Here is a 26336-nt window from a genome sequence, read left to right as displayed (position 1 = left end):
GACAGCATTTTTCCGGAGATTGCCTGCGAGCAAATCGCTACACTGCGCCCATGCCGCGTGCCGGATGCACGCATGAGTCAACAGATCAGCGGGATGCAGGAGATAGGCGTGCTCAAGAAACTGGGAATCAAAGGTCGCGTGTTGTTGCTGACCTTGTTGCCGACCAGCCTGATGGCGCTGGTGCTGGGTGGTTATTTCACCTGGACGCAGCAGTCCGACTTGCAGAGCCAATTGATGCAGCGTGGCGAGATGATCGCCGAGCAACTGGCGCCGCTGGTGGCCCCCGCCATGGGCCACGGCAACAGCGATCTGCTGGAACGCATCGCCACTCAGTCCCTTGAACAACCGGACGTGCGCGCGGTGACCTTCCTCGCCCCGGACCGCTCACCGCTGGCCCACGCCGGCCCGACCATGCTCAATCAGGCGCCGAGCGGCGACAGCGCGCATTTGCAACGGCGCAGCGGCAATGACGCGACGCGTTACCTGATGCCGGTATTCGGCAAACATCGCAATCTCGCTGGCGAACTGATCCCGGAAGAGTCCGAGCGTTTGCTCGGCTGGGTCGAATTGGAACTGTCGCACAACGGCATGCTGCTGCGCGGTTATCGCAGCCTGTTTGCCAGCCTGCTGCTGATTGCCGCCGGTCTGGCGGGCGCGGCGCTCTTGGCATTGCGCATGGGCCGCACCATCAACCGCCCGCTGAGTCAGATCAAACAAGCCGTCGCGCAGCTCAAGGACGGCCATCTGGAAACGCGTTTACCGCCGCTCGGCAGTCAGGAATTGGATGAACTGGCGTCGGGCATCAACCGCATGGCCGGCACCCTGCAAAACGCCCGCGAAGAACTCCAGCACAGTGTCGATCAGGCCACCGAAGACGTGCGCCAGAACCTGGAAACCATCGAGATCCAGAACATTGAACTGGATCTGGCGCGCAAAGAAGCGCTGGAAGCCAGCCGGATCAAATCCGAATTCCTCGCCAACATGAGTCACGAGATCCGCACGCCGCTCAACGGCATTCTCGGCTTCACCCATCTGTTGCAAAAAAGCGAACTGACCCCGCGCCAGCTCGACTATCTGGGCACCATCGAAAAATCCGCCGACAGCCTGCTGGGGATCATCAACGAGATCCTCGACTTCTCGAAAATCGAGGCCGGCAAACTGGTGCTCGACCATATTCCGTTCAACCTGCGTGACCTGTTGCAGGACACTCTGACCATCCTCGCCCCGGCCGCGCACGCCAAACAGCTGGAGCTGGTCAGTCTGGTCTATCGCGACACGCCGCTGTCGCTGGTCGGTGACCCGCTGCGTCTGAAACAGATCCTCACCAATCTGGTGAGTAACGCGATCAAGTTCACCCGCGAAGGCACCATCGTCGCCCGAGCGATGCTTGAAGATGAACAAGAAGACAGCGTGCAACTGCGCATCAGCATTCAGGACACCGGCATCGGTTTGTCGAACCAGGACGTGCGCGCGTTGTTCCAGGCGTTCAGTCAGGCCGACAACTCGCTGTCGCGGCAACCGGGTGGCACCGGTCTGGGGCTGGTGATTTCCAAACGCCTGATCGAACAGATGGGCGGCGAAATCGGCGTCGACAGTACCCCGGGCGAAGGCTCGGAATTCTGGATCAGCCTGAGCCTGCCGAAAACCCGCGACGACGCCGAAGACTTGCCGGCCGCGCCGTTGCTCGGGCGCCGCGTCGCGGTGCTGGAAAGTCACGAACTGGCGCGGCAGGCCTTGCAGCATCAGCTGGAAGACTGTGGCCTCGATGTCACGCCATTCAACACCCTCGAAACCTTGACCAATGGTGTCACCGGTGCCCACCAGACCGATCAGGCGATTGATCTGGCAGTCATCGGTATCACCAGCAACGACATGCTGCCCGAGCGTTTGAATCAGCACATCTGGGACCTCGAACACCTCGGCTGCAAAGTGCTGGTGCTGTGCCCGACCACCGAACAGACGCTGTTCCATTTGTCGGTGCCCAATCCACATAGTCAACTGCAAGCGAAACCGGCCTGCACGCGCAAATTGCGCCGCGCCTTGGCCGATCTGGTCAACCCGCGCCAGCCGCGCAATGAGCCGGGCGAACCGCTGTCGAGCCGGGCACCGAAAGTGCTCTGTGTCGACGACAACCCGGCCAACCTGCTGCTGGTGCAAACCTTGCTCGAAGACATGGGCGCCAAGGTACTGGCGGTGGAAAGCGGCTACGCGGCGGTCAAAGCGGTGCAGAGCGAGTCCTTCGATCTGGTGCTGATGGACGTGCAGATGCCGGGCATGGACGGCCGCCAAAGCACCGAAACCATTCGCCAGTGGGAAAGCGAGCGGCATTGCACGCCGCTGCCGATTGTCGCGCTCACCGCCCACGCCATGGCCAACGAAAAACGCGCGCTGCTGCAAAGCGGCATGGACGACTACCTGACCAAACCGATCAGCGAGCGGCAACTGGCGCAAGTGGTGCTGAAATGGACCGGCCTGGCCTTGCGCAATCAAGGACCGGAGCGCATCAGCGACAGTACGGCGGGCAACCATGAACTGCCAGTGCTCGATCACGAGGAAGGTTTGCGTCTGGCCGCTGGCAAGGCAGATCTGGCGGCGGACATGCTGGCCATGCTGCTCGCCTCACTGGAAGCCGACCGCGAAGCCATTCGTACGGCGTGCGAAAACCGCGACCAGAACGCCTTGATCGAACGTGTCCATCGCCTGCACGGTGCCACCCGTTATTGCGGCGTACCGCAATTGCGCGCGGCCTGTCAGCGCAGCGAAACCCTGCTCAAGCAGGACGACCCGAAGGCCGTGGCAGCGCTGGAAGAACTGGAGCGCGCGATCAACCGGCTGGCGGCGCAAGCGAAGATCAGCGCCTGATCCACGGCAATGCCGGCCGACACCGGCAGCGCTAAAGTGGGTTCGGGTGATTCAATCCGTGTCGATGCTCAAGGAGGATTTCATGCGCACGCTCGTTTTCAGTAGCCAGACCTATGACCGCGACAGCTTCCTCACCGCCGATTGCCCAGCGGCTATCGAGCTGCACTTTCAACCGGCAAGGCTCAGCCTCGATACGGCGGCCCTGGCCGATAAACATGAAGTGGTCTGCGCCTTCATCAATGACGACCTCAGCGCTGCAGTGCTCGAACGGCTGGCCGCGGGTGGCACGCGCCTGATCGCCCTGCGCTCGGCGGGTTACAACCATGTCGATCTGGCCGCAGCGAAACGTCTCGGACTGGCCGTGGTGCGCGTGCCGGCCTACTCGCCGCATGCGGTGGCCGAACACGCCGTGGCGCTGATCCTCGCCCTCAACCGGCGTCTGCACCGCGCCTACAACCGCACCCGTGAAGGCGATTTCAGCCTGCATGGATTAACCGGTTTCGATCTGGTCGGCAAAACGGTGGGGATCGTCGGCACCGGGCAGATCGGCGCGACCTTCGCGAAAATCATGCACGGTTTCGGCTGTGAACTGCTGGCCTACGATCCCTTTCCGAACCCGGATGTTCTCGCCTTGGGTGCGCGCTATCTGAGCCTGCCCGAACTGCTTGCGCAGTCGCGGATCATCAGCCTGCACTGCCCGCTCAACGAGCAGAGCAAACACCTGATCAACCGCGATTCACTGGCGCACATGCAGGCCGGCGCCATGCTGATCAATACCGGTCGCGGTGGACTGGTGGACACCCCGGCACTGATCGATGCATTGAAGGATGGCCAGCTCGGCTATCTGGGGCTGGATGTCTATGAAGAAGAGGCGCAACTGTTTTTCGAGGATCGTTCCGACCTGCCCTTGCAGGACGATGTGCTGGCGCGCTTGCTGACCTTTCCCAACGTGATCATTACTGCGCATCAGGCCTTTTTGACCCGTGAAGCACTGGGGGCGATTGCCGCAACCACCCTGCACAACATCGCGACCTGGGCGGCGGGAACGCCACAGAACCAGGTCGAGGGCTGAGCGCTTTTCAGCTTACTTAGGTGAAAGCGAGGACGCCAGAATCAGCAACGCCAGCCAGCCGAAGCCAAAAAAGCGCTGTTTCATCGAGTGGCCGTTGCGCAGCAGGAACCAGACGAAAAACATCGGCAGCAGGAAGATCATGATCTTCAGCCAGCCTTCCACCGGACGACTGCCGTCGGCATTGGCCTGCTCAGTGGCCGGTTGCTCGGTTGGCTGCTGGCGCCGACGCCGCGCGGCGGCCGGCATGACTTTCGGTAAAGGTTGCGGTTCAGGCGCTGGAGCATTGACTTCGGGCACAGCCTTGTTACGCGGCAGGCTGCCAAACGAGATTGTTGCAGCCTGTACTGGCGCGGCTGCGGTCTGCGCGTGCACTGCTTGCTCCGCCATTGGAGCCCCACAATGAATGCACGCGTTGGCTTCGGAGCTGATGCTCTTCTTGCATTCATAACATTCGATCAGCGCCATGTTCCGTTCCTTCAGAGTCGAGGCCGGCAGTTTGCCATGAGCGTCGCCTCAATTGAACCTGATCGAAGGTCACACGCGCGCATCATTCTGCAATCAAGCCCGTGCTAGCATGTCGCGCATATTTGGAGGACCCATGGTCGAACACGATTTCCGCTACACCCTGATGAACCCGCAACACACCCTCACCGAATGCCGCGCCCTTGTTCCGGGCCGCTATCAGGTCACCGGCAATGGTGGCTCGATTCGCATCGGTGACGCCTTGTTGGTCACCCTCAAAGGCAGCAAGGACTTGTCCATGCGCCTGACCGTTGAAACCGTCCGCCACCTGATCAATCCGCCGGGCCAATGGACCGCGATGACCACGGGCCCGGTATTCGGCGAACTGGCGATTCACACCTGGCAGGTCAACTGCGACAGCTGCGCCAAAGAGCTGAGTTTCGAATTCGCCGTGGACGCCAAACTCGGCAAAGCCGCCGAGAAACCGGCTGCCACCGCGCGCATCGCCGAGCTGGGCTGGAAAGCCGTTGGCGACAAGCACCTGTGCCCGAAATGCCAGGAGCCTGCGTGATGAAACGCTTTGCCCTGACCGCTATGGTCGGTGTGGGTCTGGTGGGTTGCGCGGCAGAGCCTGTGCAACTGCAACAGAACCGCAGCTACATTCTGGAGTGGATCGGCGAGCGGCCGTTGATGGATTACAGCCATCTGACCGTGACCCTGGGCGATGATGGCCGCGCCTACGGCAACGGTGGCTGCAACCATTGGTTCGCGCCGTACACGTTGAACGGTGACAAGCTGACCTTCGGCAAAATCGGCAAGACCCGCAAGCTCTGTGCACCAGCGCTGATGGAGCAGGAACAACGCTTTCTGCAGGCGCTGGAGCATGTCGAGCGCTGGGACATCTCGCCGATCGAGCAGATGCGCTTTTGGCCGGCTGAAGGCAAGCCGTTGCGTTGGTGGCTCGAAGAGGGTTAAGCCTCAGGTCCGCCGATGCCCTCACCCTAGCCCCCTCCCAGAGGGAGAGGGGACTGATTGGGGGATATTGGGGAGCTACGCCGACCTGAAAGGTCTTCATCGAATCCATAATCGACTGGGTCTTTTAGGTCGGTGAGTCGGCCAATGCCCTCACCCTAGCCCTCTCCCAGGGGGAGAGGGAACTGATGGGGGGATATTGGGAAGCTACGCCGACCTGAAAGGCCTATGCCGAATCCATAATCGACCGGATTTTGCTTTGGCGAATCTACAATCGACTCGACCTCTCAGGTCGATGTAACTCGCCAGACACCTCGGTCAGCCCCCTCTCCCCTTGGGAGAGGGCTGGGGTGAGGGGCTTTTGACGTTACTTGGTCGCCTGCAACGCCTCAAGCTTGGCCATCACCCCCGCCGCCGTCTGCTCCCCCATCAACTGCTCACGCACCTTGCCCTTGTTGTCGATGATGTACGTCACCGGCAGTGCCTCACTGCGTGGCAACTCGAACAACTCCGCCGGATCCTGCGCTAGCACGGTGAACTTGATGCCGAGCTTCTCGCTGGCGTCTTTCAGTTCCACGCCCTGCACATTGTCGAAGTTGACCCCGAACACGCCAACGTTCTTGCTCTTCAATTCATCAGCCAGATGATTGAGTTCCGGAATTTCAGTCCGGCACGGGCCACACCATTCCGCCCAGTAGTTCAGCACTACCCATTGTTTGTCCAAGCGCTCGGACGCGACCTTCTGACCGTTCTGGTCAATGCCGTAGTCGTTGCCGCAGCCCCCCAGCATCAACGCCCCGATTACCGTCAATGCCGCTGCCAATCGCCGTGTCATGTCGTGTTCCTTGTGAAAATTTGAAGGCGCCTGCGACCCATTGCCTCCGAAGGTTCTGGATTGCGCGCTGCACAGTTAGAATAGCCGCCACTTTACGCCAGAAGCGACCCGCCATGACCGATCTGACGCTTTATCACAATCCGCGCTGCTCGAAATCCCGCGGCGCGCTGGAACTTCTAGAAGCCCGCGGCCTGACCCCGAACGTCGTGCGTTACCTCGAAACCCCTTTGAGTGCGGCGCAAATCAAGGCCCTGCTCGGCAAGCTCGGGATCAGCGCACGCCAGTTGCTGCGCACCGGTGAAGATGAATACAAAATGCTTCAGCTGGCTGACGAAAGCCTCAGCGAAGCGCAATTGATCGACGCCATCGCCCAGCATCCAAAACTGATGGAGCGGCCGATTCTTGAAGTCGGCGCCAAAGCCATCATCGGTCGTCCGCCGGAAAATATCCTGGAGTTGTTGCCGTGAGCGCGCCGTACATTCTGGTGCTGTATTACAGCCGCAACGGCTCGACCAACGAGATGGCCCGGCAAATTGCCCGCGGTGTCGAACAGGCGGGTCTCGAAGCGCGCTTGCGTACGGTGCCAGCGATTTCCACCGAGTGTGAAGCGGTGTCGCCGGACATCCCGGACGAAGGCGCGCTGTATGCCACGCTCGATGACCTGAAGAATTGCGCCGGCCTGGCACTTGGCAGCCCGACGCGTTTCGGCAACATGGCCGCACCGCTGAAATACTTCCTCGACGGCACCAGTAACCTGTGGCTGACCGGCGCCCTCGTCGGCAAACCGGCCGGCGTGTTCACCTCCACCGCCAGCCTGCACGGCGGTCAGGAAACCACTCTGCTGTCGATGATGTTGCCGCTGTTGCACCACGGCATGCTCATCACCGGTCTGCCGTACAGCGAGTCGGCGCTGCTGGAAACCCAGGGCGGCGGTACGCCTTACGGTGCCAGTCATCACGCTGGGGCTGACGGTAAAAAAGGCCTCGATCAGCACGAAGTGGCGCTGTGCCGTGCGCTGGGTCTGCGGCTGGCGAAAACCGCTCAGAAACTGGTGGGCTGAGATGGCGAAGAAGCCGAAGATTCTGCCGAGTATCGAGTGGCTTGAGCCGCGCGTGAAAGCGATGCGGGTTGTCAGCCTGCTGAGCTTTTTCGCTTTGGCCGGATTGCTCGCTGCGTACTATCTGGTCTTCGCCGACCTGCACGGTGCACGGCCGTGGGTGATTCTGCTGGTCGAGCTGATCCCGTGGATCGTCCTTGCCCCGGCGATGATCATGGGCAGCGCCCGTGGGCATTCATGGATGTGTTTTGTGGTGAATCTGTATTTCATCAAAGGCGCACTGGCGGCGTATGACCCGAACCGACAGTGGTTTGGGGTGCTGGAGATGGTTGCGAGCCTGGCGGTGTTCTGCTCGGCGCTGCTGTATGTGCGGTGGCGGTATCAGTTGAATCGCAAACTGGCTGGCGAAGGCGAAATCTCCGTCGCCTGACGAATAGCTATCGCGAGCAGGCTCACTCCTACAGGGGATCTGTGGCGTTTACAAATCCCCTGTAGGAGTGAGCCTGCTCGCGATAGGCGCGACTCGGTCTCAATGGTTGACGGTGTACGCGAGCATCATCGAAATCTGACTCATCGGCCGGCCGCCGCTCTGCTCATGCCATTGATTGAACGCATCCTGCACAATCGCCAGATCGCGCAGACTGGTCGGCGCCTTTTCGACGATCTTCTGTGCATTCAGCGCCGCGACCACGTCATAGCTCGGCACAAACGTATCCTTGCCGACCATGCGCAAAAACCGTGGCGCCGACAGCCCGCCCAGTTGATGACCGTGCTTTTTCAAGTACGTCCACAGCCCGACGATATCGGTCACCGGCCAGTCGGCAATCAGCGCACCGAAACTGCCCTTCTCCTTCTCCACATCGAGAATGAACTGCGCATTGCGCGGCACGCTTTTCAGTTTGCCCAAATGGCGAATGATCCGCGCATCCTGCATCAGGCGCTCGAGATGTTCGGCGCTCATCAACACAACTTTTTCCGGGTCGAACTTGAAGAACACTTCCTCAAAGGCCGGCCACTTGGCGTCGACCAGACTGTGCTTGAGGCCGGCACGAAATACGCGCAGGGCCATGGTCGAGAGGTAGCGGTCGTCGCTGATCTTGCGCAGTTGCGCCGGGGTCTTGGGAACGGGCAGATGGGCTTCCAGTTCAGCCGCCGAACCGAAGCGGTTCAGACAGTATTCGTGCAGCCACTTGTAATCGCGCATGCCCTCTCCTATTGAATGAAGCGAAGAAACCAATGTGGGAGCGAGCCTGCTCGCGAAGTGGGAGTCTCAGTCAACAAATCAGTTGAATGAAACACCGCTTTCGCGAGCAGGCTCGCTCCCACATTTGAAGGTGTTTACAAATTGACGACGTTAACGAAGCGCGAAGCCGCGGTCTCGTCGATTTTCAGGCTGGTGAAGTCGAACAGGTTGCGGTCGGCCAGTTGCGACGGGATCACGTTCTGCAGACTGCGGAAGATGCTTTCGGTGCGGCCCGGGGTTTTGCGCTCCCAGTCCAGCAGCATTTCCTTGACCACCTGACGCTGCAGGTTTTCCTGCGAACCGCAGAGGTTGCACGGGATGATCGGGAATTCCTTGAGGTCCGAATACGCCTGAATGTCTTTCTCGTTGCAGTACGCCAGTGGACGGATCACCACGTTGCGACCGTCATCGGCACGCAGCTTCGGCGGCATCGCCTTGAGGCTGCCATTGAAGAACATGTTGAGGAAGAACGTCTCGACGATGTCGTCGCGGTGGTGACCGAGGGCCATTTTGGTCGCGCCGATTTCGTCGGCAAAGGTGTACAGCGTGCCGCGACGCAGGCGCGAGCACAGCGAGCAGGTGGTCTTGCCTTCCGGGATCAGCTCCTTGACCACCGAGTAGGTGTCTTTCTCGACGATGTGGTACTCGACGCCCAGCTCTTTCAGATAGGCCGGCAGCACGTGTTCGGGGAAGCCCGGTTGCTTCTGGTCCATGTTCACCGCGACGATCTCGAACTTGATCGGGGCAACCTTCTGCAGGTGCAGCAGCACGTCGAGCATGGTGTAGCTGTCCTTGCCCCCGGACAGGCAGACCATGACCTTGTCGCCATCTTCAATCATGTTGAAATCGGCGACCGCCTCGCCGGCCAGGCGGCGCAGGCGCTTTTGCAGTTTGTTCTGGTTGACCGTAAGAGTGCCCATGACGCGAAATCCGTGAGGTGTGACGAAAGGCCGGCATTTTACGCAAAAACCCCGGCGTTGTGGGCACAGGTTGTCGCGGTCAGCCGACAACGGGTTAACAGACCCCGAGGCGATTACCCGCCCTGTTTACAGCGCGATTTGCTCTAAGCCCCTAATACCTGTGCGGGTAAGTCCTTTCTATACTGCGACATAAGGTCGCACACAATCTGAAGACCTGTATTTGCTCGGCCACCTTGGCCCGTAGGCGCTCCGTTGGGGGGCGATGGCAATAACAAGAGGAGTGACTGGCATGATCCATCACGTAGTGGGACTTTTTACCCACCCCGATCAGGAATGGAAGGAAATCCGTGGCGACCAAGAGGAAAGCATCAGCCACATGTACCTCACCCACACGCTGATTCTGGCGGCAATCCCCGCTGTCTCGGCGTTTATCGGCACGACTCAGGTCGGCTGGGTGATCGGCAACCGCGCACCGGTGATGCTCACTGTCGAAAGCGCAATCTGGATGACCGTCATGTCGTATCTGGCCATGCTGGGCGGGGTCGCGGTGATGGGAGCGTTCGTGCACTGGATGGCGCGCACCTATGACGCCAATCCGAGTCTGGCCCGTTGCGTCGCGTTTGCAACCTACACCGCGACACCGTTATTCGTCGGTGGGCTGGCGGCGCTGTATCCGCATATGTGGCTGGGCATGATCGTCGGCACGGCGGCCATCTGTTACACGGTTTATCTGCTGTATGTGGGTCTGCCGACGTTCATGAATATTCCGTCGGACGAGGGTTTTCTGTTCTCGAGCTCGGTGCTTGCGGTGGGTCTGGTGGTGCTGGTCGCCATCATGGCGTTTACCGTGATTGTCTGGGGGCTGGGCGTAGGGCCCGTTTATACCAACTGACTCGACAGGCTGAATACAGGCCGCCGCAAGGCGGCCTTGTCGTTTCGAGGATGACCATTCGGCAGCTCGATGATTCGCAAGTCTGCGGCGTTGCGGCATACTCGACGCCTCTGGAGATCCATCAAGCATGCCCGAGCAACTCAATACCCGCGTCGAAGATTGTTACCAACTCGCTGAATCCTTTTTCAAACGTTCTTTCCCACGCCCAGTCGTCAGTCTCAAGCTGCGCGGGCAAAAAGCCGGTGTCGCGCATTTGCACGAGAACCTGCTGCGCTTCAACCCGCAGCTGTATCGGGAAAACGCCGAACACTTCCTCAAGCAGACCGTGGCCCACGAAGTTGCGCACCTGATCGCCCATCAGTTGTTTGGCGACCGTATCCAGCCGCATGGCGAAGAGTGGCAACTGATCATGCGCGGGGTTTACGAACTGCCGCCGGAATCGCTGCCACACCTATGCAATCAAGCGCCGCAGCGTGACCCGCTATATCTACAAATGCCCGTGCGCGGACAGTGATTTTCCGTTTTCGGCGCAGCGCCATAGTCTGGTGCGGCAGGGGCGGCGGTATTTGTGTCGTAGCTGCCGGAGTACCTTGGTGTTCAGTGGTGAGATGCGGGTGGAATAGTCAGTGTTGTGTTGCCCTGACTGGCGCCATCGCGAGCAGGCTCACTCCTACATTTGGAATGCATTCCCCTGTAGGAGTGAGCCTGCTCGCGATGGGGCCTGTACAAGCACTAGAGAATTGCCTTGGCCCGCCGCAATTCAGCAATCCGCTCAGCACTAATCCCCAACTCCCCCAACACCTGATCCGTATGCTGTCCCAACACCGCGCCAACATGCCGCGGCGCCGGCAACGCTTCGGAAAACTTCAACGGACAGGCCATCTGCGCCTGCGTCGTGCCATCCCCACGCGGCACCTGCGTCACCAACTCCCGCGCCTGCAATTGCGGATGGCGCACCGCCTCACCCAGGCTCAACACCGGCTCGACACACGCATCGATCCCGGCAAACATCTCGCACAACTCAGCAAAGTCATGCTTTTCAAACTCGACCGTCAGCGCGTATTTCAACGCCCGCTGCTGTTCAGGCTTGGGCGACAAGCCCTGCGCCGCCAACTCCGGCCGCCCCAGCGCCGTACACAGTTGCTGCATGAACCCCGGTTCCAGACTGCCTACCGACATCCAGCGGCCATCGCGAGAGCGGTAATAATCGTAGAAGCTGCCGCCGTTGAGCATCTGGTCTTCCCACTCCGGCTGTTCGCCGCACGCCAGATACCCCGCCCCCGCCATGGCATTCAGGCTGAACGCGCAGTCGGTCATGCTCACATCCAGATGCGTGCCCTGCCCGCTCTGCTGCCGCGCAATCACCGCTGCCAACAAGCCGATCACCCCGTGCAACGAACCACCGGCGACATCCGCCACTTGCATGCCCAGCGGCAGCGGCCCGCTGTCGGCACGGCCGGTGTAACTGGAAAGCCCGGCCAGCGCCAGATAATTGATGTCATGCCCGGCGCGATCCTTGTACGGCCCGGTCTGGCCGTAACCGGTGATCGACACGTAGATCAGCCGTGGATTGATCGCCTTCAGCGCTTCATAGCCCAGGCCCAGTCGCTCCATCACACCGGGGCGAAACTGCTCGAGGACGATGTCGTAATCGGCCAGCAACTGCTTGACCACTTCCACGGCTTCAGGCTGTTTCAGATCCAGCGCCAGGCTGCGCTTGTTGCGATTGAGGTAGGCGTGACTGGCCGAGACTCCGCCATCATGCGGCGGCAAAACGCGCAGCAGGTCCAGGCGCGTCGGTGACTCGATGCGCAACACCTCGGCGCCCATGTCCGCCAGCAACAACGAGGCAAACGGCCCCGGCAGCAGCGTCGAGAAATCGAGGATTTTCAGTGAGGCCAGCGGTGCGGACATGGGCGAACTCCTTGGGCGATGCACTCAGCCTAGGCAGCGATACCGCGCACGGCAATCACCGCAAATGTCAGCGGGTGTGACCGTTACGCTCAAACAGCAGGCAAGAAAAAACCCGCCGAAGCGGGTTTTTCATGAAGCGAGGGTTACTTGACGCTGCTAGGCGTCGGGCCTTCAGCCACACCCAGGTCATCTTCCGGACGGGTATCAGCGATACCACGACCGCCCGAGGCCAGCTCGGTTTGCAGCGTGTCGGTGTCCAGCTCTTTCACCCACTTGGCAACCACGATGGTCGCTACAGCATTACCAACGAGGTTGGTCAGGGCGCGTGCTTCGGACATGAAGCGGTCGATACCGAGGATCAGCGCCAGACCGGCCACTGGCAGGTGACCTACCGCCGACAGGGTCGCTGCTAGCACAATGAAGCCCGAACCGGTTACACCGGCCGCGCCTTTGGAGGACAGCAGCAACACTACCAGCAGAGTGATCTGGTGAGTGATGTCCATGTGCGTGTCGGTGGCCTGAGCAATGAACACGGCGGCCATGGTCAGGTAGATCGCGGTACCGTCGAGGTTGAACGAGTAACCGGTCGGGATCACCAGACCCACTACCGATTTCTTCGCGCCCAGACGCTCCATCTTGATCAGCATGCGTGGCAGTACCGATTCCGACGAGGACGTGCCGAGGACGATCAGCAGCTCTTCACGGATGTAACGGATCATCTTCAGCACGCTGAAGCCGTGCATGCGGGCGATACCGCCAAGGACGATGAGGATGAACGCCAGGCAAGTGATGTAGAAGCAGATCATCAGTTGACCCAGCTGCACCAGCGAACCAACACCGTAGGCACCGATGGTGAACGCCATTGCACCGAAGGCACCGATTGGCGCGAGCTTCATGATCATGTTGATGATGTTGAACATGACGTGGGCAAAGCGATCGATGAAGTCGAGGATCGGCTTGCCGTAGGCGCCCAGGCGATGCAGGGCGAAACCGAAGATCACCGAGAACATCAGCACTTGCAGGATGTCACCGGTGGCGAACGCGCCGACGATGGTGGTCGGGATCACGTTGAGCAGGAAACCGACAACGCTTTGGTCAGCGCCAGCCGCTACATAAGAAGCGACTTTCGAAGCGTCGAGGGTGGCGACGTCGATGTGCATGCCGTTGCCCGGTTGCACAACGTTGACCACGACCAGACCGACCAGCAGCGCGATGGTCGAAACGATTTCGAAGTACAGGAGTGCGTAACCGCCGGTCTTGCCGACCGACTTCATGTTCTGCATGCCGGCGATACCGCTGACCACGGTGCAGAAGATGATCGGGGCGATGATCATTTTGATCAGCTTGATGAACCCGTCACCCAGTGGCTTAACCGCGACACCGAACTGCGGGTAGTAATGACCAAGCGCAATACCGATGATGATTGCGATGATCACCTGGAAATACAGGGATTTGTACAGTGGCTGACGAGTCGTCATTGCAGATTTCCTCAAGAGCCTCGCGTGGCAACATCCATCTGTTGACCGCGAAACCTGAATTGCGAACCCTCCTGCACTGGAGGGATTTGTTGTTGGAGCAGCGTTTTCCATCTGGGCCAAACGCACGCTTCTGTGGCTTGTATCGCAAACGTCGTGCCACTTTGGTGCGATTGCCTGCAAGCCTTTTGATATCAGGGATCACAGGTGCATGGATGTCACCATCCGGTGACTCAAGTGTGGCGGATTTCCGCCAACTCGCCGCTTCTCGTCCTACAATTTGGCGGAAATCCGCCTTGTAGGCATGTCCAGCCGCCGGCTACCATCCGGCGCCTGAGGAAGGATCTGCCGCTTATGCGCGAACGCACCATCGCCAGTCATTTTGCCCGTGCCGCCCTCGGCGGCGCACGCCGCGTGGGTTTCGATTACTCGGGCCTGCTGCTGCAACTGGGCATCAGCCCGGAATTGCTCGATGAACCGCGTGCGCGCATTGCTCCGGAACAATTCACCCGGTTGATTCAGGGCCTGTGGCTGGCGCTGGACGACGAATACCTGGGTTTCGGCAACGCCCCGAGCAAGCCCGGCAGTTTCGCGATGATGTGCCATGCCTCGATTCACTGCCGCAATCTGGAGAAGGCACTGCAACGCGGTTTATTGTTTTATAGCCTATTCCCCGAAGCCCCGCGCCTGAGCCTGACGCGCGAAGACGAATGGGTGCGTTTGAGCGTCGATGATTCGCAGATATGGGACCCGGATCACTTTCTCACTGAAAGCCTGCTGGTGATCTGGCATCGCCTCGGTAGTTGGCTGATTGGCCAGCGGATTCGCCTTGAACAGGCGACTTTCAGCTATCCGCGCCCCGAACATGGTGCCGAATACGACCTGCTGTTCCCCTGCCCCATGACCTTCGGCACTGAGCAGAGCAGCCTGTTGTTTCACAGTCGCTATCTGTCTATGCCGCTGTTGCAGGACGAACGCACGCTCAAACATTTCCTCGAACGCTCGCCCGCCGACCTGCTCTCACGCCCGGACGACGGCGACAGCCTGAGCAGCCGCCTGCGTCGTTTGCTCAGTCGTGACAGTGCGAACTGGCCGGATCTGGAAGCGGTGGCGGCGCATATGCACATCAGCCCGCAAACCCTGCGCCGGCATTTGCGTGAGGAAGGCACGAGTTTTCAGGAGTTGAAGGATCAGTTGCGGCGGGATATCGCCATTTATCATTTAGGCCGGGCGGATCTGTCGTTGCAGCAGATTGCCGAGCAGTTGGGATTTTCCGAACCGTCGGCGTTTCATCGGGCGTTCAAGAAGTGGACCGGGCTGACGCCGGGGGCTTATCGGGCGCAGGAACAGTGAGGCGCTAAATCAAAAGCCCCTCACCCTAACCCTCTCCCGGAGGGAGAGGGGACTGATTGGGGGTTGCTCAAGATGTACGCCGACCTGAACGCTCTCTACTGAATCCAAAATCGACTGGCTATTTCAGGTCGATGTAGAACGCCAGACACCCTCAGGATCGGCGTTTCATCGGGCGTTCAGGAAGTGGACGGGGCTGACGCCGGGGGCTTATCGGGCGCAGGAGCAATGAGGCGATAAATCAAAAGCCCCTCACCCTAACCCTCTCCCGGAGGGAGAGGGGACTGATTGGGGGATGCTCAAGATATACGCCGACCTGCAAGCTCTCTATTGAATCCATATTCGCTGCAAATCGCTCAGGTCGATCATTTTCGCAAGACACTTCGGTCAGTCCCCTCTACCTCTGGGAGAGGGTTAGGGTGAGGGCAACTCCCAATCACACCGCAGGAAAATGAATCCTGAACGCCGCCCCGCCCATCGGCGAGTCGCCCAACGCCAGTTTGGCGTTGTAGCTTTCAATAATGTCCTTGACCACCGCCAACCCGATGCCCTGCCCCGGATGCTGGGCATCCAGCCTTTCACCGCGCTCGAGAATCCGCGCACGCTGATCCGGCGGCACGCCCGGGCCGTCATCTTCAACGCACAATTCAATCCCGGCGAGGGTCTCGCGCACGCTGATGCGCACTTCACCCAGACACAGTCGATAGGCGTTTTCCAGCAAGTTACCCAGCATCTCCAGCAACGCGCCCTGCTCGATCGGCACATAACAGTGTTCAGGCAGATCGAATGCCACGCGCACATGCTTGTCGCGGTACACCTTGTCGAGGGTGTCGCAGAGGCTTTTCAGCACTGGTTGCAGGCGCACCTGGTGGCGCACCAGTCCGCTTTTGCGCAAGCTGGCCCGTTGCAGTTGGTAGCTGATCTGCTGGCTCATGCGTTCGATCTGACTCTGCAGCACCCACGCTTGATCGCGTTCTTCGGGACGCTGGGCCATGTCCTCGCTAACCCCTTGCAGTACCGCCAACGGCGTTTTCAAGCTGTGCGCCAGATCATCGAGAGAATCGCGATAACGACTACGTTGCTGGCGTTCACTGTGCAGCAAACGGTTGAGCGAGCCGGTCAGGCGCAGCAACTCACGCGGATGCTGCTCGGTGAGGCTTTCACGGGTGCCGCCTTCGATTTCGTCGAGTTCCTGACTGAGCCGGCGCAAGGCTTTGAGGCCCCAGGTCAGGCCGATCCACAACAGCGCCAGCAGTACGAGTAGCGCAGCGCCGAAGCCCAGATAGAGATTCTCGCGCAGCCCCTCAAGGGTGGTTTCGTACTCGCGCACCGGTTGCAGGGCGACGATGCTGAACGCCGCGCTTTTGCCACCGAGCAATTTCACTTCCACGTCGTAGACGAAGAATTCCTGCCCGTTGGTTTCACGGATCCGCGCGAACTCGTTACCGAGTCCGTCGTAGCGCGGCTTGTAGTTGATCTGCTCTTCCTGGGTGGCTTTCGAGCGCCAGACCAGATGCCCTTCGCGGTCGTAGATGTAGCCGAGCAAACGGAAGTCGGTGAGATTGAAGCGCTCATCCGGCAACTGATTGGGCATCACCAGCCGACCGTTTTCGATGCGTGCGGCCGAGATCAGCGTAGTGACGTCCGAAGCCAGGCGCTGCTCGATCGAGTCCTGCAACGCGAGGCTGAACGCGCCTTGCATCGCCGGCAGCAAGGCGAGCATGAACAACACCGCCAACGTGGTGGCGGCGAGCATCAAGCGAACGCGAAGGGAACGAATCAAGTGCAGCGCTCATTGAACAGGTAGCCGAGGCCGCGCACGGTATCAATCGGCTTGAACCCGGCCGGGCCTTCGAGTTTACGGCGCAGACGGCCGACCAGCACTTCGATGACATTCGGGTCGCGCTCGTCGTCGTCCGGGTAGAGCTGCTCCATCAAGCGATCCTTGGGCACCACTTGTTGATGGTGGCGCATGAGATATTCAAGGATGCGGTACTCGTAGGCGGTCAGCGCCAGCGGTTGCTCGTCAAGGGTCGCCTGTTTGCGATTGAGGTCGAGCAGCAGCGGACCGGCGACGATGGTCGACTGGGTGAAACCGCTGGAGCGGCGCAGCAAGGCATTCAGGCGCGCATCGAGTTCTTCGAACTGGAACGGCTTGACCACGTAATCGTCGGCGCCGGCGGCGAGGCCTTCGACCTTGTCCTGCCAGTTGCCGCGCGCGGTGAGGATCAGGATCGGGAAGGTCTTGCCGCCCGCGCGCAACTGGCGGATCAAGTCGAGACCGCCCATGCCCGGCAGGCCGAGATCAATCACCGCCAGGTCGAAGTTGAACTGTCCGGTCTGGTACAGCGCCTCTTCGGCATTGGCCACGGACTCGACCACATGACCGCTTTCAGTCAGGCGGGTTTGCAGGTGATGGCGCAACAGCGCTTCATCTTCGACGACCAACAGTTTCATAACGCTCTCCCGGGTAAATCCAGAATCTCCAAAAACACACCTGTGGGAGCGAGCCTGCTCGCGAAGGCTGTGTGTCAGTCGATAAATTGATCGACTGATTCACCGCTTTCGCGAGCAGGCTCGCTCCCACATTGAACCTGCTGGCAACTCCTTAGAAATTGTAGTTAGCCGACAGGTAAGTCTGCGCGCTGCTGTTCAAGTCCAGCGAACCTTGCTTGCTGCCACCGCTCTCTTTCATCTCGGTGCTGGCGTTGCTCATCAGGTAACGGTAACCGAGTTCGACCGAGGTGTTCTGCGAGACTTGCTGCAATACACCGAACTGACCGCCGACGGCGTAACCGATGTCACTGTCGCGGCTGTAGCCTGGCGAATCCTGAGTCAGCTTGGTCAGACCCGCCGTGGCACCGCCGAACAGCTTGGTGCTGCCGCCCACCGGGTAAAACAGATCGTAGCTGCCCAGCAGATTTTCCTGACGCAGTTTAATGCCATTGTGCGAGCCCGACACGTTGTCGTAGGTGGCGTAGTAGCGGCCCTGGCTGTTTTGCTGACCGAGGCGCACGCCGTAGGTGTTGTTACCGTCGATGGCGCCGGTGGCGTTCGGGTGGTCGAGGTTGTTGTTGAGTGCGTGGGACTTGTCGATCTTGTCGCTGGTCTGGCCGAAGGACAGGCCGGCGAAGTTGGAAGTGGTATCGGCCTGGGCCGCGATACTGGCGCTCATTACGGTCAATGCCAGCAACAGTTTGTTAAAAGTCATGGGTATTTCCTCTTTCACAGTTGCTGTTTGGGTATGGCGCAAGGTTACTGACCCTCCCCTGTACCGCCCCTGAACCGTCTCTGAACCTGACCTGAACCAAATGAACTAGGCTGTTTTGACCTTTTATTGTCAGGAGACCCGACCATGCGCCTGTTCCTCGCCCTCACCTTGCTGGCTGTCAGCAGCCTTGCTCAGGCTGCGATCAAGACTGAAGAAATCCCCTATCAGAGCGCCGACGGCACGAAACTGATCGGCTACTACGCCTATGACGACGCCATCAAAGGCAAGCGTCCGGGCGTCGTCGTTGTGCACGAATGGTGGGGGCTGAACGATTACGCCAAGCGCCGCGCGCGCGATCTCGCCGGGCTCGGCTACAGCGCCCTGGCCATTGATATGTACGGCGAAGGCAAGAACACCGAGCACCCGAAAGACGCGATGGCGTTCATGCAGGCGGCGACCCAGGATGCGGCGGCTTCCAGCAAGCGCTTCGAGGCAGGGCTGAACTTGTTGAAGAAACAGCCGCAGACCGACGTGAATAAAATTGCCGCCATCGGTTACTGCTTCGGCGGTGCAGTGGTGCTGAACGCGGCGCGGCAAGGTGAGCCATTGGCGGGCGTGGTGAGTTTCCACGGTGCGCTGGCGACCAAGACCCCAGCAACGCCTGGCAGTGTGAAAGCGAAGATTCTGGTCGAGCACGGCGCGCTGGACAGCATGGTTACGGCGGATAACGTCACGGCGTTCAAGGCGGAAATGGACAAGGCCGGGGCTGACTATAAATTTGTCAGCCTTGATGGCGCCAAGCATGGATTTACCAATCCGGATGCCGATCGCCTGAGCCATGGCGAGCACGGTGGCCCGGACATCGGGTACAACAAAGCAGCGGATGAAAAATCCTGGGCGGACATGAAAGCGTTCTTGCAGAAAATCTTTGGCTGATCAGCGACACCGCGGCGCGGCCTTCGCGAGCAGGCTCGCTCCTACAATTGAAATGCGTTCCCCTGTAGGAGTGAGCCTGCTCGCGATAGCTTCACCGCTATCTCGACCTCGGCCCGACTAACCGGCAAAATGCCCGCCATGAATCTCACCCCCACCCTGCCCTCCTGCTGCACCGCACTCGACAGCCACTGGCCGTTGCCGACGGTGTTGCCCGACACCGTGCTGCTCAGCACCCATTTCGACCCGACCCGACTGCTCGGCGATGACTTTCAGCGCAGTGCCGTCGTTGCACCGCCAAGCATTCAGCGTTCGGTGGCCAAGCGTCAGGCTGAGTTTCTAGCCGGGCGAATTTGCGCCCGGGCGGCGTTGCAGCAATTGGAAGGCAGCAGCGTGGTGCCGGCGATTGGTGAAGACCGCGCGCCGATCTGGCCCGGGCATATCTGCGGCTCGATCACCCACAGCACCGGCCGTGCGGCAGCGATTGTCGCCAACAAGCAACACTGGCGCGGTTTGGGCATGGATCTGGAAAACCTGCTCAACACCAAACGCGCCGAGCGCCTGGCTGCGGAGATTCTGACGCCGCCTGAAATGCAACGCATGACGGCCGCTTCGCGGGATCAGTTGGCGTTGTGGGTGACGCTGACCTTTTCGGTGAAGGAGAGTCTGTTCAAGGCGCTGTATCCGATTGTGCAGCAGCGCTTTTATTTCGAGCATGCTGAAGTGCTGGAGTGGACTGAGGCGGGTGAGGTGCGGTTGCGGTTGTTGACGGACTTGTCTGCCGAATGGCGCAACGGCACTGAACTGGACGCGCAGTTCGGGGTGCAGGATGGACAGTTGTTGAGCCTGGTCAGCATTCAGGCCTGAAGATTTGTGTTGCGGGCACTGACCCTATCGCGAGCAGGCGAAGGCCTACATTTGAAATGCGTTCCCCTGTAGGAGTGAGCCTGCTCGCGATGAGGCCAGACCCGCCACCACACATCTCAACGGCGTTCCTGATTCCTCGGCCAACTCAGGCTAAAACAAGCCCCGCCCAGACTCTTGCTCTTGCCAATGATCGCCCGGCCGTCATGCCAGTGAATGATCCGTCGCACAATCGACAACCCCAGACCATGCCCGCCCGACGCCCGTGTGCGGCTGTCGTCCAGACGTAGAAACGGTGTAAAAATCCGCTCCCACGCCACTTCCGGCACGCCCGGCCCGTCATCTTCGACATCCACGCGGCAGCGCAATTGCCCGACCTGATAACTCACCGTCACGTTCGAACGTGCATGGCGCATCGCGTTGCTCACCAGATTCTGCAGCGCTCGATGCAGATAGCGTGGCTCGGCTTCGACCCAGGCATCATCGTTGTCCGCAGCAGACAGGCACAAACCCCGCTGCACGGTGACCTCGGCGCGCAACGGCGCCAGCTCTTCAATTACCTGATTGACCAGCGCATCCAGATCGATGCGCTGGAAGGTCAGCGCCGGCGAACCTTGCTCCAGTCGCGCATAGGTGAGCATTTCATCGACCAGCTTATCGAGGTCTTCGATGTCGTGATCCATGCCTTCGCGGTACTTCTCCAGCGCTTGCGGCGTGGTCGCCGAGCCGATCATTTCCAGACCGAAACGCAGGCGTGCCACCGGCGTGCGTAATTCATGGGACACCGCGCGCACCAGTTCGCGCTGGATCGCCAGCAACTGTTGCAAGTGCTCGGCCATGCCGTTGAACGCCGACGCCAGACGCCCCACCGAGTCGGCACCGCGCGCCGGCACACGGGTTTCCAGGCTGCCCTTGGCAATCCGCGTGGCCGCTGCTTCGAGGCCGCGCAAACGGCGTTCGAGCTGACGCACCAACAGATAAACGATAAGGCCGATCAGGCTCAGACCAAGTGCCGCAATCAGCACCAGCCATTCCGGCGGGTACGGGTTCATCTGATACAGCGGGCCGATCTCCAGCACCCACGGCGTGCCGACCATGCCGGCAAACACGCGAATCGAATCGCCGCCCTTGCCCAGCGCCATTACCGTATCGCCTTCGGCCACGCGGCGGCTCTGGTCTTCGTCCATGTCGGCGTCATTCACCGTGACCAGGCGCAGATCAAAGCCGAAGCCTTTCTCTTCCTTTATCTGCGCGAGGCGCTTGGGTTGCTCGCCGACCGGTACGCGCACCAGCTCATCGGCCAACAGGTAAATAGTCGCGCGAGCCAGTTGTTCGCTGATCTGCTGCACTTCCCCCACCAGCACCAGTTGCTCTTTGTCGCTGACCATTCGATAGACCTTCGCCGCGTGCGGTCCGGTCTGCTCGACCAACGCCTGACCACGCTGCACGCGGGTGCGCTGGGTCAGATCAAGGTCGGTTTCGGCAAATTTCTTCAGCGCCAGCGGAATCCCCAGTAAACGCTCCCACACCAGCAACGCGCGATGACGCTCGGTTTCGTTCATCGGCTGCAGGTTGCCGGCCATCAGCGAGAACGTGCCGTGGGCCAGACGTTCGCGGTACTGCTCGCTGCGCACCTGGTTGAGCAGGTTCAGCGCCAGCACCCCGAGCACCGCCACCAGAATGATCGCTGCGCACATGCCGCCGTAGATGCGCAGGAAGATCGAATTCACAGCGGCAGATCTACGCAGGCTTCGGGGACGAACAGGTAGCCTTTGCTGCGAATGGTCTTGATCAGGCGTGGATGGTCGGGGTCGTCACCGATTTTCGGGCGAATGCGCGAAATGCGCACATCGATCGAGCGGTCCTGGCCGTCATAGCCGATGCCGCGCAGGGCGGTGAAGATTTCTTCGCGGGACAGAATGCGCCCGGCGTTGGACACCAGCAGCCATAACAGATCGAACTCGGCGCTGGTCAGTTCGATGCCATTGTCACTCAGCCACGCCTCGCGCAAGGCGTCGTCGACCACCAACGGACCAAATTGCAGACGACGGGATTTTTCGGCGACCGGTTCAGGTGTGTCGCTACGTCGCAGCAACGCCTGGATGCGCGCCAGCAACAGACGCGGGCGCACCGGTTTGCACACGTAATCGTCGGCACCGAGGTCGAGCCCCTGGATCTGATCGGCATCGTCGGTGCGCGCGGTGAGCATCAGAATCGGCCCATCGAAATGATTGCGCACCTTACGGCAAATGCTCAGGCCATCTTCGCCGGGCAGCATCAGGTCAAGGATCACCAGATCCGGCTGCTCCTTGATGATCCGTGCCGCCGCCAGCGCACCGTTGCCTTCGATGTCCACGCGCAGTCCATTGGCTTGCAGGTAGTCGCGCGTCAGTTCGGCCAGTCGCTGGTCATCCTCGACGATCAATACCTGAAAGGCTTGTTGCTCCACCGATGACCTCTGCTTTCTATTGTTATTAATAAAGGAAGAACATCTGACCCAACACAATTCCCTGTGGGAGCGAGCCTGCTCGCGAAGGCATCCTGTCAGCCAACATCTGAGTCATCTGACATAGCGCATTCGCGAGCAGGCTCGCTCCCACAGTTTTGGATCCTCCCGTCCTTTTGTCATGTTTCTGGAGGATAACAATGCCTGCGCATGGGCCGATGTATAAACGGCGTACCGCCAGAACACAAGTCGGTAAATGCGTTCGGACAAGGCGGTTTTTTGTGATAGGGTTCGCGCCCTTAAAAATCCGCTGAAGCGTTTTTCTCGGTGAAAAAACAGTGACAGACGGTCTAGCTCAGCAGGTTCGCGGCCTACACGCGAATTCCGGATTTCTTACACAATTTACGCACAGGTTTATCCACAGCTAGTACGTTGCAAGCACCCTTGAAACGCATTATCTTGTAGCACGGCGCAAGGAGAGACCCTACATATAGGGTTTTACGCTCAAACGCCCAACCACATTTAGGGCCTGAAACTCAAGTGCTTTATTGCCAGTTTCCGGTTGAACCAAGCAAGTTTTTCAAAGCCCAAACCGCACTTGCGGATGGCACCGTTTTTTAGGCCGGAAACGACCGGAACGGTACGGGTGTTGCAGTCATTACTGTCACCCTGGAAGGAGTTTGGCTCGAGCCTTGGTTCGGCGCCAAAGACTTCGGCAAGGATGCGGCGTTACAAGCCTTTTTCCTACTGTTCCGAAGTTGTTACGCCGACGCTTGTCGGTTGCAGTGCTTCGGTACAGAACGGTGAGCACCATGACGGTGCCAAACAAACATAGAGAATGTGGAGACCACCCCCCATGCAAACCGACACAACTCGCGAGAACCCGCAGGGCACCTTGCCGCAGGCCGCTGATTCGAATTCGGATCTGGCAGCCACCGCGCCTGGCCAACTGCGCGTGATCAAGCGTAATGGCACTGTCGTTCCTTACACCGATGACAAGATCACCGTCGCTATCACCAAAGCGTTCCTCGCAGTTGAAGGCGGCACCGCTGCCGCTTCGTCGCGAATCCACGACACTGTTGCGCGCCTGACCGAACAGGTCACCGCCACCTTCAAGCGTCGTATGCCGTCGGGTGGCACCATCCACATCGAAGAAATCCAGGACCAGGTCGAACTGGCCCTGATGCGTGCCGGCGAGCAGAAAGTTGCGCGCGACTACGTGATCTACCGTGACGGTCGTTCGAAAGAACGCGCTGCCCACGCGCCGGCCGAAGAAGCGGTCAACGCTCACCCGTCGATCCGCATCACCCGTGCTGACGGCAGCCTGGCGCCGCTGGACATGGGTCGTCTGAACACCATCGTCACCGAAGCCTGCGAAGGTCTGGAAGAAGTCGACGGCGACCTGATCCAGCGCGAAACCCTGAAAAACCTCTACGACGGCGTGGCCCTGACCGACGTCAACACCGCCCTGGTGATGACCGCTCGTACCCTGGTTGAGCGTGAGCCGAACTACTCGTTCGTGACCGCCCGCCTGCTGATGGACACCCTGCGTGCCGAAGGTCTGGGTTTCCTCGGTGTGGCCGAAAGCGCCACTCACCACGAAATGGTCGACCTGTACGCCAAGGCTCTGCCGGCCTACATCGCCAAAGGTATCGAGTTCGAACTGCTGAACCCTGTGCTGGCCTCCTTCGACCTGGAAAAACTGGGCAAGGCGATCAACCACGAGCGTGATCAGCAATTCACCTACCTGGGCCTGCAAACCCTGTACGACCGTTACTTCATCCACAAGGATGGTATTCGTTTCGAACTGCCGCAGATCTTCTTCATGCGCGTGGCCATGGGCCTGGCGATCGAAGAGAAGCACAAAGAAGACCGTGCGATCGAGTTCTACAACCTGCTGTCGTCCTTCGACTACATGTCGTCGACCCCGACCCTGTTCAACGCCGGTACCCTGCGTCCACAGCTGTCGAGCTGCTACCTGACCACCGTGCCGGATGACCTGTCGGGCATCTATCACGCGATCCACGATAACGCCATGTTGTCGAAATTTGCTGGCGGCCTGGGCAACGACTGGACGCCGGTGCGTGCACTGGGTTCGTACATCAAGGGCACCAACGGCAAGTCGCAAGGCGTGGTTCCGTTCCTCAAGGTAGTGAACGACACCGCGGTAGCCGTTAACCAGGGTGGCAAGCGCAAAGGCGCTGTCTGCGCTTACCTGGAAACCTGGCACATGGACATCGAAGAGTTCATCGAACTCCGCAAGAACACCGGTGATGATCGTCGTCGTACCCACGACATGAACACCGCCAACTGGATCCCTGACCTGTTCATGAAGCGTGTCTTCGATGACGGCAAGTGGACCCTGTTCTCGCCATCCGAAGTGCCGGACCTGCACGACCTGACCGGTAAAGCCTTCGAAGAGCGCTACGAGTACTACGAAGCCCTGACCGAATACCCAGGCAAGGTCAAACTGTTCAAGACCATCCAGGCCAAAGACCTGTGGCGCAAAATGCTCTCCATGCTGTTTGAAACCGGCCACCCATGGCTGACTTTCAAAGACCCGTGCAACCTGCGCAGCCCGCAGCAGCACGTCGGCGTGGTTCACAGCTCGAACCTGTGCACCGAGATCACCTTGAACACCAACAAGGACGAGATCGCCGTTTGCAACCTGGGCTCGATCAACCTGCCGAACCACATCGTCAACGGCAAGCTGGACACCGCCAAGCTGGAACGCACCGTGAACACCGCTGTTCGCATGCTCGATAACGTTATCGACATCAACTACTACTCGGTGCCACAAGCGAAGAACTCCAACTTCAAGCACCGTCCGGTCGGTCTGGGCATCATGGGCTTCCAGGACGCTTTGTACCTGCAGCACATCCCTTACGGTTCCGACGCTGCCGTCGAGTTCGCCGACAAGTCGATGGAAGCGGTCAGCTACTACGCGATCCAGGCTTCCTGCGACCTGGCTGACGAGCGTGGCGCGTACGAGACGTTCCAGGGTTCGCTGTGGTCCAAAGGCATCCTGCCGCTGGATTCGCAACAGATCCTGATCGAGCAACGCGGCCAGAAGTACATCGATGTCGACCTGAACGAAACCCTGGACTGGGCACCGGTTCGCGCCCGTGTACAGAAAGGCATTCGTAACTCGAACATCATGGCCATCGCACCGACCGCGACCATCGCCAACATCACTGGCGTATCGCAGTCGATCGAACCGACCTACCAGAACCTCTATGTGAAATCGAACCTGTCGGGCGAATTCACCGTGATCAACCCGTACCTGGTTCGCGACCTCAAGGCTCGCGGTCTGTGGGACTCGGTCATGATCAACGACCTGAAGTACTACGACGGTTCGGTTCAGCAGATCGAGCGCATCCCGCAGGAACTCAAAGAGCTCTACGCGACCGCGTTCGAAGTGGACACCAAGTGGATCGTTGACGCGGCCAGCCGTCGTCAGAAGTGGATCGACCAGGCCCAGTCGCTGAACCTGTACATCGCTGGCGCATCGGGCAAGAAGCTCGACGTGACCTACCGCATGGCCTGGTACCGTGGTCTGAAAACCACTTACTACCTCCGTGCCCTGGCCGCGACCAGCACCGAGAAGTCGACCATCAGCACCAGCAAGCTGAACGCTGTTTCCAGCGGCGGCAACCACGGCGACGATTCGGTTCTGGCTGCTCCTGCCGGTCCTGCTCCAGTGCCAAAGGCTTGCGCCATTGACGAGCCGGATTGCGAAGCTTGCCAATAAGCTGAGCTGAGTCAGGCGTTGCGAGACGCCTGATACTCTTCAGGCAAAAGAAAACCCCCGACAGACTTCTGGTGTGT

General features: G+C 59.8%; 23 protein-coding genes and 2 pseudogenes. 14 read left to right on the top strand and 11 right to left on the bottom strand.

Annotated elements, in window-relative coordinates; all coding sequences use genetic code 11:
- Nucleotides 1-108 precede the first annotated feature (108 nt).
- Entirely contained in the window at nucleotides 109-2862 is a 2754-nt protein-coding gene (locus KBP52_RS26130; protein WP_212623165.1) for a response regulator, read from the top strand.
- Nucleotides 2863-2944: 82 nt separating this feature from the next.
- Entirely contained in the window at nucleotides 2945-3934 is a 990-nt protein-coding gene (locus KBP52_RS26125; protein WP_212621283.1) for a 2-hydroxyacid dehydrogenase, read from the top strand.
- 12 nt (nucleotides 3935-3946) lie between these two features.
- Here KBP52_RS26125 and KBP52_RS26120 read toward each other — a convergent pair whose 3' ends face one another.
- The gene (locus KBP52_RS26120; protein WP_212621282.1) at nucleotides 3947-4399 is read right to left on the bottom strand and encodes a hypothetical protein; all 453 of its coding nucleotides are present in this window, start codon (nucleotides 4397-4399) and stop codon (nucleotides 3947-3949) included.
- Nucleotides 4400-4532: 133 nt separating this feature from the next.
- Between KBP52_RS26120 and KBP52_RS26115 the strand changes: the two genes are divergently transcribed.
- Nucleotides 4533-4967, top strand: a complete 435-nt coding sequence (locus tag KBP52_RS26115) for a hypothetical protein (protein ID WP_093442198.1) — start codon at nucleotides 4533-4535, stop codon at nucleotides 4965-4967.
- A complete protein-coding gene (locus KBP52_RS26110) occupies nucleotides 4967-5371 on the top strand; it encodes an META domain-containing protein (protein WP_212621281.1) in 405 nt (134 codons plus the stop codon). The genes KBP52_RS26115 and KBP52_RS26110 overlap by 1 nt, the downstream gene beginning before the upstream one ends.
- A gap of 364 nt (nucleotides 5372-5735) precedes the next feature.
- Here the strand turns inward: KBP52_RS26110 and KBP52_RS26105 are convergent, their stop codons facing one another.
- Nucleotides 5736-6203 (bottom strand): TlpA disulfide reductase family protein, encoded by a 468-nt coding sequence (locus KBP52_RS26105; RefSeq protein ID WP_160059061.1) that lies wholly within the window; start codon nucleotides 6201-6203, stop codon nucleotides 5736-5738.
- A gap of 113 nt (nucleotides 6204-6316) precedes the next feature.
- Here KBP52_RS26105 and arsC point away from each other — a divergent pair, with 113 nt between their 5' ends.
- Genes arsC through KBP52_RS26090 form a run of 3 tightly spaced genes read left to right on the top strand, consistent with a single transcriptional unit; the run spans nucleotide 6317 to nucleotide 7690 of the window.
- Nucleotides 6317-6670 carry an arsenate reductase (glutaredoxin) gene (arsC, locus tag KBP52_RS26100; RefSeq protein ID WP_212621280.1) on the top strand — a complete coding sequence of 118 codons (354 nt, stop codon included), beginning with the start codon at nucleotides 6317-6319 and terminating at the stop codon, nucleotides 6668-6670.
- A complete protein-coding gene (gene wrbA, locus KBP52_RS26095; protein WP_134178227.1) occupies nucleotides 6667-7263 on the top strand; it encodes an NAD(P)H:quinone oxidoreductase in 597 nt (198 codons plus the stop codon). The genes arsC and wrbA overlap by 4 nt, the downstream gene beginning before the upstream one ends.
- Before the next feature lies 1 nt (nucleotide 7264).
- A complete protein-coding gene (locus KBP52_RS26090) occupies nucleotides 7265-7690 on the top strand; it encodes a DUF2069 domain-containing protein (protein WP_212621279.1) in 426 nt (141 codons plus the stop codon).
- A 99-nt stretch (nucleotides 7691-7789) separates the two neighbouring features.
- Here the strand turns inward: KBP52_RS26090 and KBP52_RS26085 are convergent, their stop codons facing one another.
- Together KBP52_RS26085 and ttcA are read right to left on the bottom strand one after the other, a co-directional pair.
- Nucleotides 7790-8464, bottom strand: a complete 675-nt coding sequence (locus KBP52_RS26085) for a DNA-3-methyladenine glycosylase I (RefSeq protein WP_212621278.1) — start codon at nucleotides 8462-8464, stop codon at nucleotides 7790-7792.
- 134 nt (nucleotides 8465-8598) lie between these two features.
- Entirely contained in the window at nucleotides 8599-9423 is an 825-nt protein-coding gene (ttcA, locus tag KBP52_RS26080; protein WP_038367448.1) for a tRNA 2-thiocytidine(32) synthetase TtcA, read from the bottom strand.
- 289 nt (nucleotides 9424-9712) lie between these two features.
- Here ttcA and KBP52_RS26075 point away from each other — a divergent pair, with 289 nt between their 5' ends.
- Together KBP52_RS26075 and KBP52_RS26070 are read left to right on the top strand one after the other, a co-directional pair.
- The gene (locus KBP52_RS26075) at nucleotides 9713-10315 is read left to right on the top strand and encodes a Yip1 family protein (protein WP_007917515.1); all 603 of its coding nucleotides are present in this window, start codon (nucleotides 9713-9715) and stop codon (nucleotides 10313-10315) included.
- A gap of 127 nt (nucleotides 10316-10442) precedes the next feature.
- Nucleotides 10443-10938, top strand: a pseudogene (locus tag KBP52_RS26070) (SprT family zinc-dependent metalloprotease).
- 109 nt (nucleotides 10939-11047) lie between these two features.
- Here the strand turns inward: KBP52_RS26070 and KBP52_RS26065 are convergent.
- Together KBP52_RS26065 and KBP52_RS26060 are read right to left on the bottom strand one after the other, a co-directional pair.
- Nucleotides 11048-12229, bottom strand: coding sequence for a CaiB/BaiF CoA-transferase family protein (locus KBP52_RS26065; protein ID WP_212621277.1), 1182 nt, complete (start codon nucleotides 12227-12229; stop codon nucleotides 11048-11050).
- Nucleotides 12230-12372: 143 nt separating this feature from the next.
- Complete coding sequence (locus KBP52_RS26060; RefSeq protein ID WP_077574129.1) at nucleotides 12373-13707, bottom strand: dicarboxylate/amino acid:cation symporter; 1335 nt, start codon at nucleotides 13705-13707, stop codon at nucleotides 12373-12375.
- A 351-nt stretch (nucleotides 13708-14058) separates the two neighbouring features.
- Between KBP52_RS26060 and KBP52_RS26055 the strand changes: the two genes are divergently transcribed.
- The gene (locus tag KBP52_RS26055; protein WP_212621276.1) at nucleotides 14059-15057 is read left to right on the top strand and encodes an AraC family transcriptional regulator; all 999 of its coding nucleotides are present in this window, start codon (nucleotides 14059-14061) and stop codon (nucleotides 15055-15057) included.
- 433 nt (nucleotides 15058-15490) lie between these two features.
- Here the strand turns inward: KBP52_RS26055 and KBP52_RS26050 are convergent, their stop codons facing one another.
- The 3 genes from KBP52_RS26050 to KBP52_RS26040 all read right to left on the bottom strand — a co-directional run bounded on the left by KBP52_RS26050 (nucleotide 15491) and on the right by KBP52_RS26040 (nucleotide 18265).
- The gene (locus KBP52_RS26050; RefSeq protein WP_116033317.1) at nucleotides 15491-16837 is read right to left on the bottom strand and encodes an ATP-binding protein; all 1347 of its coding nucleotides are present in this window, start codon (nucleotides 16835-16837) and stop codon (nucleotides 15491-15493) included.
- On the bottom strand, nucleotides 16834-17511 hold the full coding sequence (locus tag KBP52_RS26045; protein WP_016987432.1) for a response regulator transcription factor: 678 nt from the start codon (nucleotides 17509-17511) through the stop codon (nucleotides 16834-16836). The genes KBP52_RS26050 and KBP52_RS26045 overlap by 4 nt, the downstream gene beginning before the upstream one ends.
- A gap of 151 nt (nucleotides 17512-17662) precedes the next feature.
- Nucleotides 17663-18265 (bottom strand): outer membrane beta-barrel protein, encoded by a 603-nt coding sequence (locus KBP52_RS26040; protein WP_077574131.1) that lies wholly within the window; start codon nucleotides 18263-18265, stop codon nucleotides 17663-17665.
- A 144-nt stretch (nucleotides 18266-18409) separates the two neighbouring features.
- Here KBP52_RS26040 and KBP52_RS26035 point away from each other — a divergent pair, with 144 nt between their 5' ends.
- On the top strand, nucleotides 18410-19201 hold the full coding sequence (locus KBP52_RS26035; RefSeq protein WP_212621275.1) for a dienelactone hydrolase family protein: 792 nt from the start codon (nucleotides 18410-18412) through the stop codon (nucleotides 19199-19201).
- Nucleotides 19202-19339: 138 nt separating this feature from the next.
- Nucleotides 19340-20065 (top strand): 4'-phosphopantetheinyl transferase superfamily protein, encoded by a 726-nt coding sequence (locus KBP52_RS26030; RefSeq protein ID WP_212621274.1) that lies wholly within the window; start codon nucleotides 19340-19342, stop codon nucleotides 20063-20065.
- 116 nt (nucleotides 20066-20181) lie between these two features.
- Here KBP52_RS26030 and KBP52_RS26025 read toward each other — a convergent pair whose 3' ends face one another.
- On the bottom strand, nucleotides 20182-21792 hold the full coding sequence (locus KBP52_RS26025) for an ATP-binding protein (protein ID WP_077574134.1): 1611 nt from the start codon (nucleotides 21790-21792) through the stop codon (nucleotides 20182-20184).
- On the bottom strand, nucleotides 21789-22511 hold the full coding sequence (locus KBP52_RS26020; RefSeq protein ID WP_116033307.1) for a response regulator: 723 nt from the start codon (nucleotides 22509-22511) through the stop codon (nucleotides 21789-21791). The genes KBP52_RS26025 and KBP52_RS26020 overlap by 4 nt, the downstream gene beginning before the upstream one ends.
- A 24-nt stretch (nucleotides 22512-22535) precedes the next feature.
- On the opposite strand from KBP52_RS26020, the pseudogene KBP52_RS30610 reads away from it, so the two are divergent.
- Together KBP52_RS30610 and KBP52_RS26015 are read left to right on the top strand one after the other, a co-directional pair.
- A pseudogene (locus KBP52_RS30610) lies at nucleotides 22536-22664 on the top strand (metal ABC transporter ATP-binding protein); the annotation flags it as partial.
- A gap of 700 nt (nucleotides 22665-23364) precedes the next feature.
- Nucleotides 23365-26259 (top strand): ribonucleoside-diphosphate reductase subunit alpha, encoded by a 2895-nt coding sequence (locus KBP52_RS26015; RefSeq protein ID WP_116033302.1) that lies wholly within the window; start codon nucleotides 23365-23367, stop codon nucleotides 26257-26259.
- The last annotated feature ends 77 nt before the right edge of the window (nucleotides 26260-26336 follow it).

Origin of the sequence: Pseudomonas sp. SCA2728.1_7 (genome assembly GCF_018138145.1) — a bacterium.
GTDB lineage: Bacteria > Pseudomonadota > Gammaproteobacteria > Pseudomonadales > Pseudomonadaceae > Aquipseudomonas > Aquipseudomonas koreensis_A.
This window is presented reverse-complemented; position numbering and strand designations above follow the sequence as displayed.

Coding starts and splice junctions, on each gene's coding strand:
- KBP52_RS26105 (WP_160059061.1), bottom strand. CDS start 6,203: ATGACACGGCGATTGGCAGCGGCATTGACGGTAATCGGGGCGTTGATG.
- KBP52_RS26115 (WP_093442198.1), top strand. CDS start 4,533: ATGGTCGAACACGATTTCCGCTACACCCTGATGAACCCGCAACACACC.
- KBP52_RS26065 (WP_212621277.1), bottom strand. CDS start 12,229: ATGTCCGCACCGCTGGCCTCACTGAAAATCCTCGATTTCTCGACGCTG.
- KBP52_RS26120 (WP_212621282.1), bottom strand. CDS start 4,399: ATGGCGCTGATCGAATGTTATGAATGCAAGAAGAGCATCAGCTCCGAA.
- KBP52_RS26110 (WP_212621281.1), top strand. CDS start 4,967: ATGAAACGCTTTGCCCTGACCGCTATGGTCGGTGTGGGTCTGGTGGGT.
- KBP52_RS26035 (WP_212621275.1), top strand. CDS start 18,410: ATGCGCCTGTTCCTCGCCCTCACCTTGCTGGCTGTCAGCAGCCTTGCT.
- KBP52_RS26090 (WP_212621279.1), top strand. CDS start 7,265: ATGGCGAAGAAGCCGAAGATTCTGCCGAGTATCGAGTGGCTTGAGCCG.
- KBP52_RS26015 (WP_116033302.1), top strand. CDS start 23,365: ATGCAAACCGACACAACTCGCGAGAACCCGCAGGGCACCTTGCCGCAG.
- KBP52_RS26055 (WP_212621276.1), top strand. CDS start 14,059: ATGCGCGAACGCACCATCGCCAGTCATTTTGCCCGTGCCGCCCTCGGC.
- KBP52_RS26030 (WP_212621274.1), top strand. CDS start 19,340: ATGAATCTCACCCCCACCCTGCCCTCCTGCTGCACCGCACTCGACAGC.
- ttcA (WP_038367448.1), bottom strand. CDS start 9,423: ATGGGCACTCTTACGGTCAACCAGAACAAACTGCAAAAGCGCCTGCGC.
- KBP52_RS26085 (WP_212621278.1), bottom strand. CDS start 8,464: ATGCGCGATTACAAGTGGCTGCACGAATACTGTCTGAACCGCTTCGGT.
- KBP52_RS26045 (WP_016987432.1), bottom strand. CDS start 17,511: ATGAAACTGTTGGTCGTCGAAGATGAAGCGCTGTTGCGCCATCACCTG.
- KBP52_RS26060 (WP_077574129.1), bottom strand. CDS start 13,707: ATGACGACTCGTCAGCCACTGTACAAATCCCTGTATTTCCAGGTGATC.
- KBP52_RS26040 (WP_077574131.1), bottom strand. CDS start 18,265: ATGACTTTTAACAAACTGTTGCTGGCATTGACCGTAATGAGCGCCAGT.
- arsC (WP_212621280.1), top strand. CDS start 6,317: ATGACCGATCTGACGCTTTATCACAATCCGCGCTGCTCGAAATCCCGC.
- KBP52_RS26125 (WP_212621283.1), top strand. CDS start 2,945: ATGCGCACGCTCGTTTTCAGTAGCCAGACCTATGACCGCGACAGCTTC.
- KBP52_RS26075 (WP_007917515.1), top strand. CDS start 9,713: ATGATCCATCACGTAGTGGGACTTTTTACCCACCCCGATCAGGAATGG.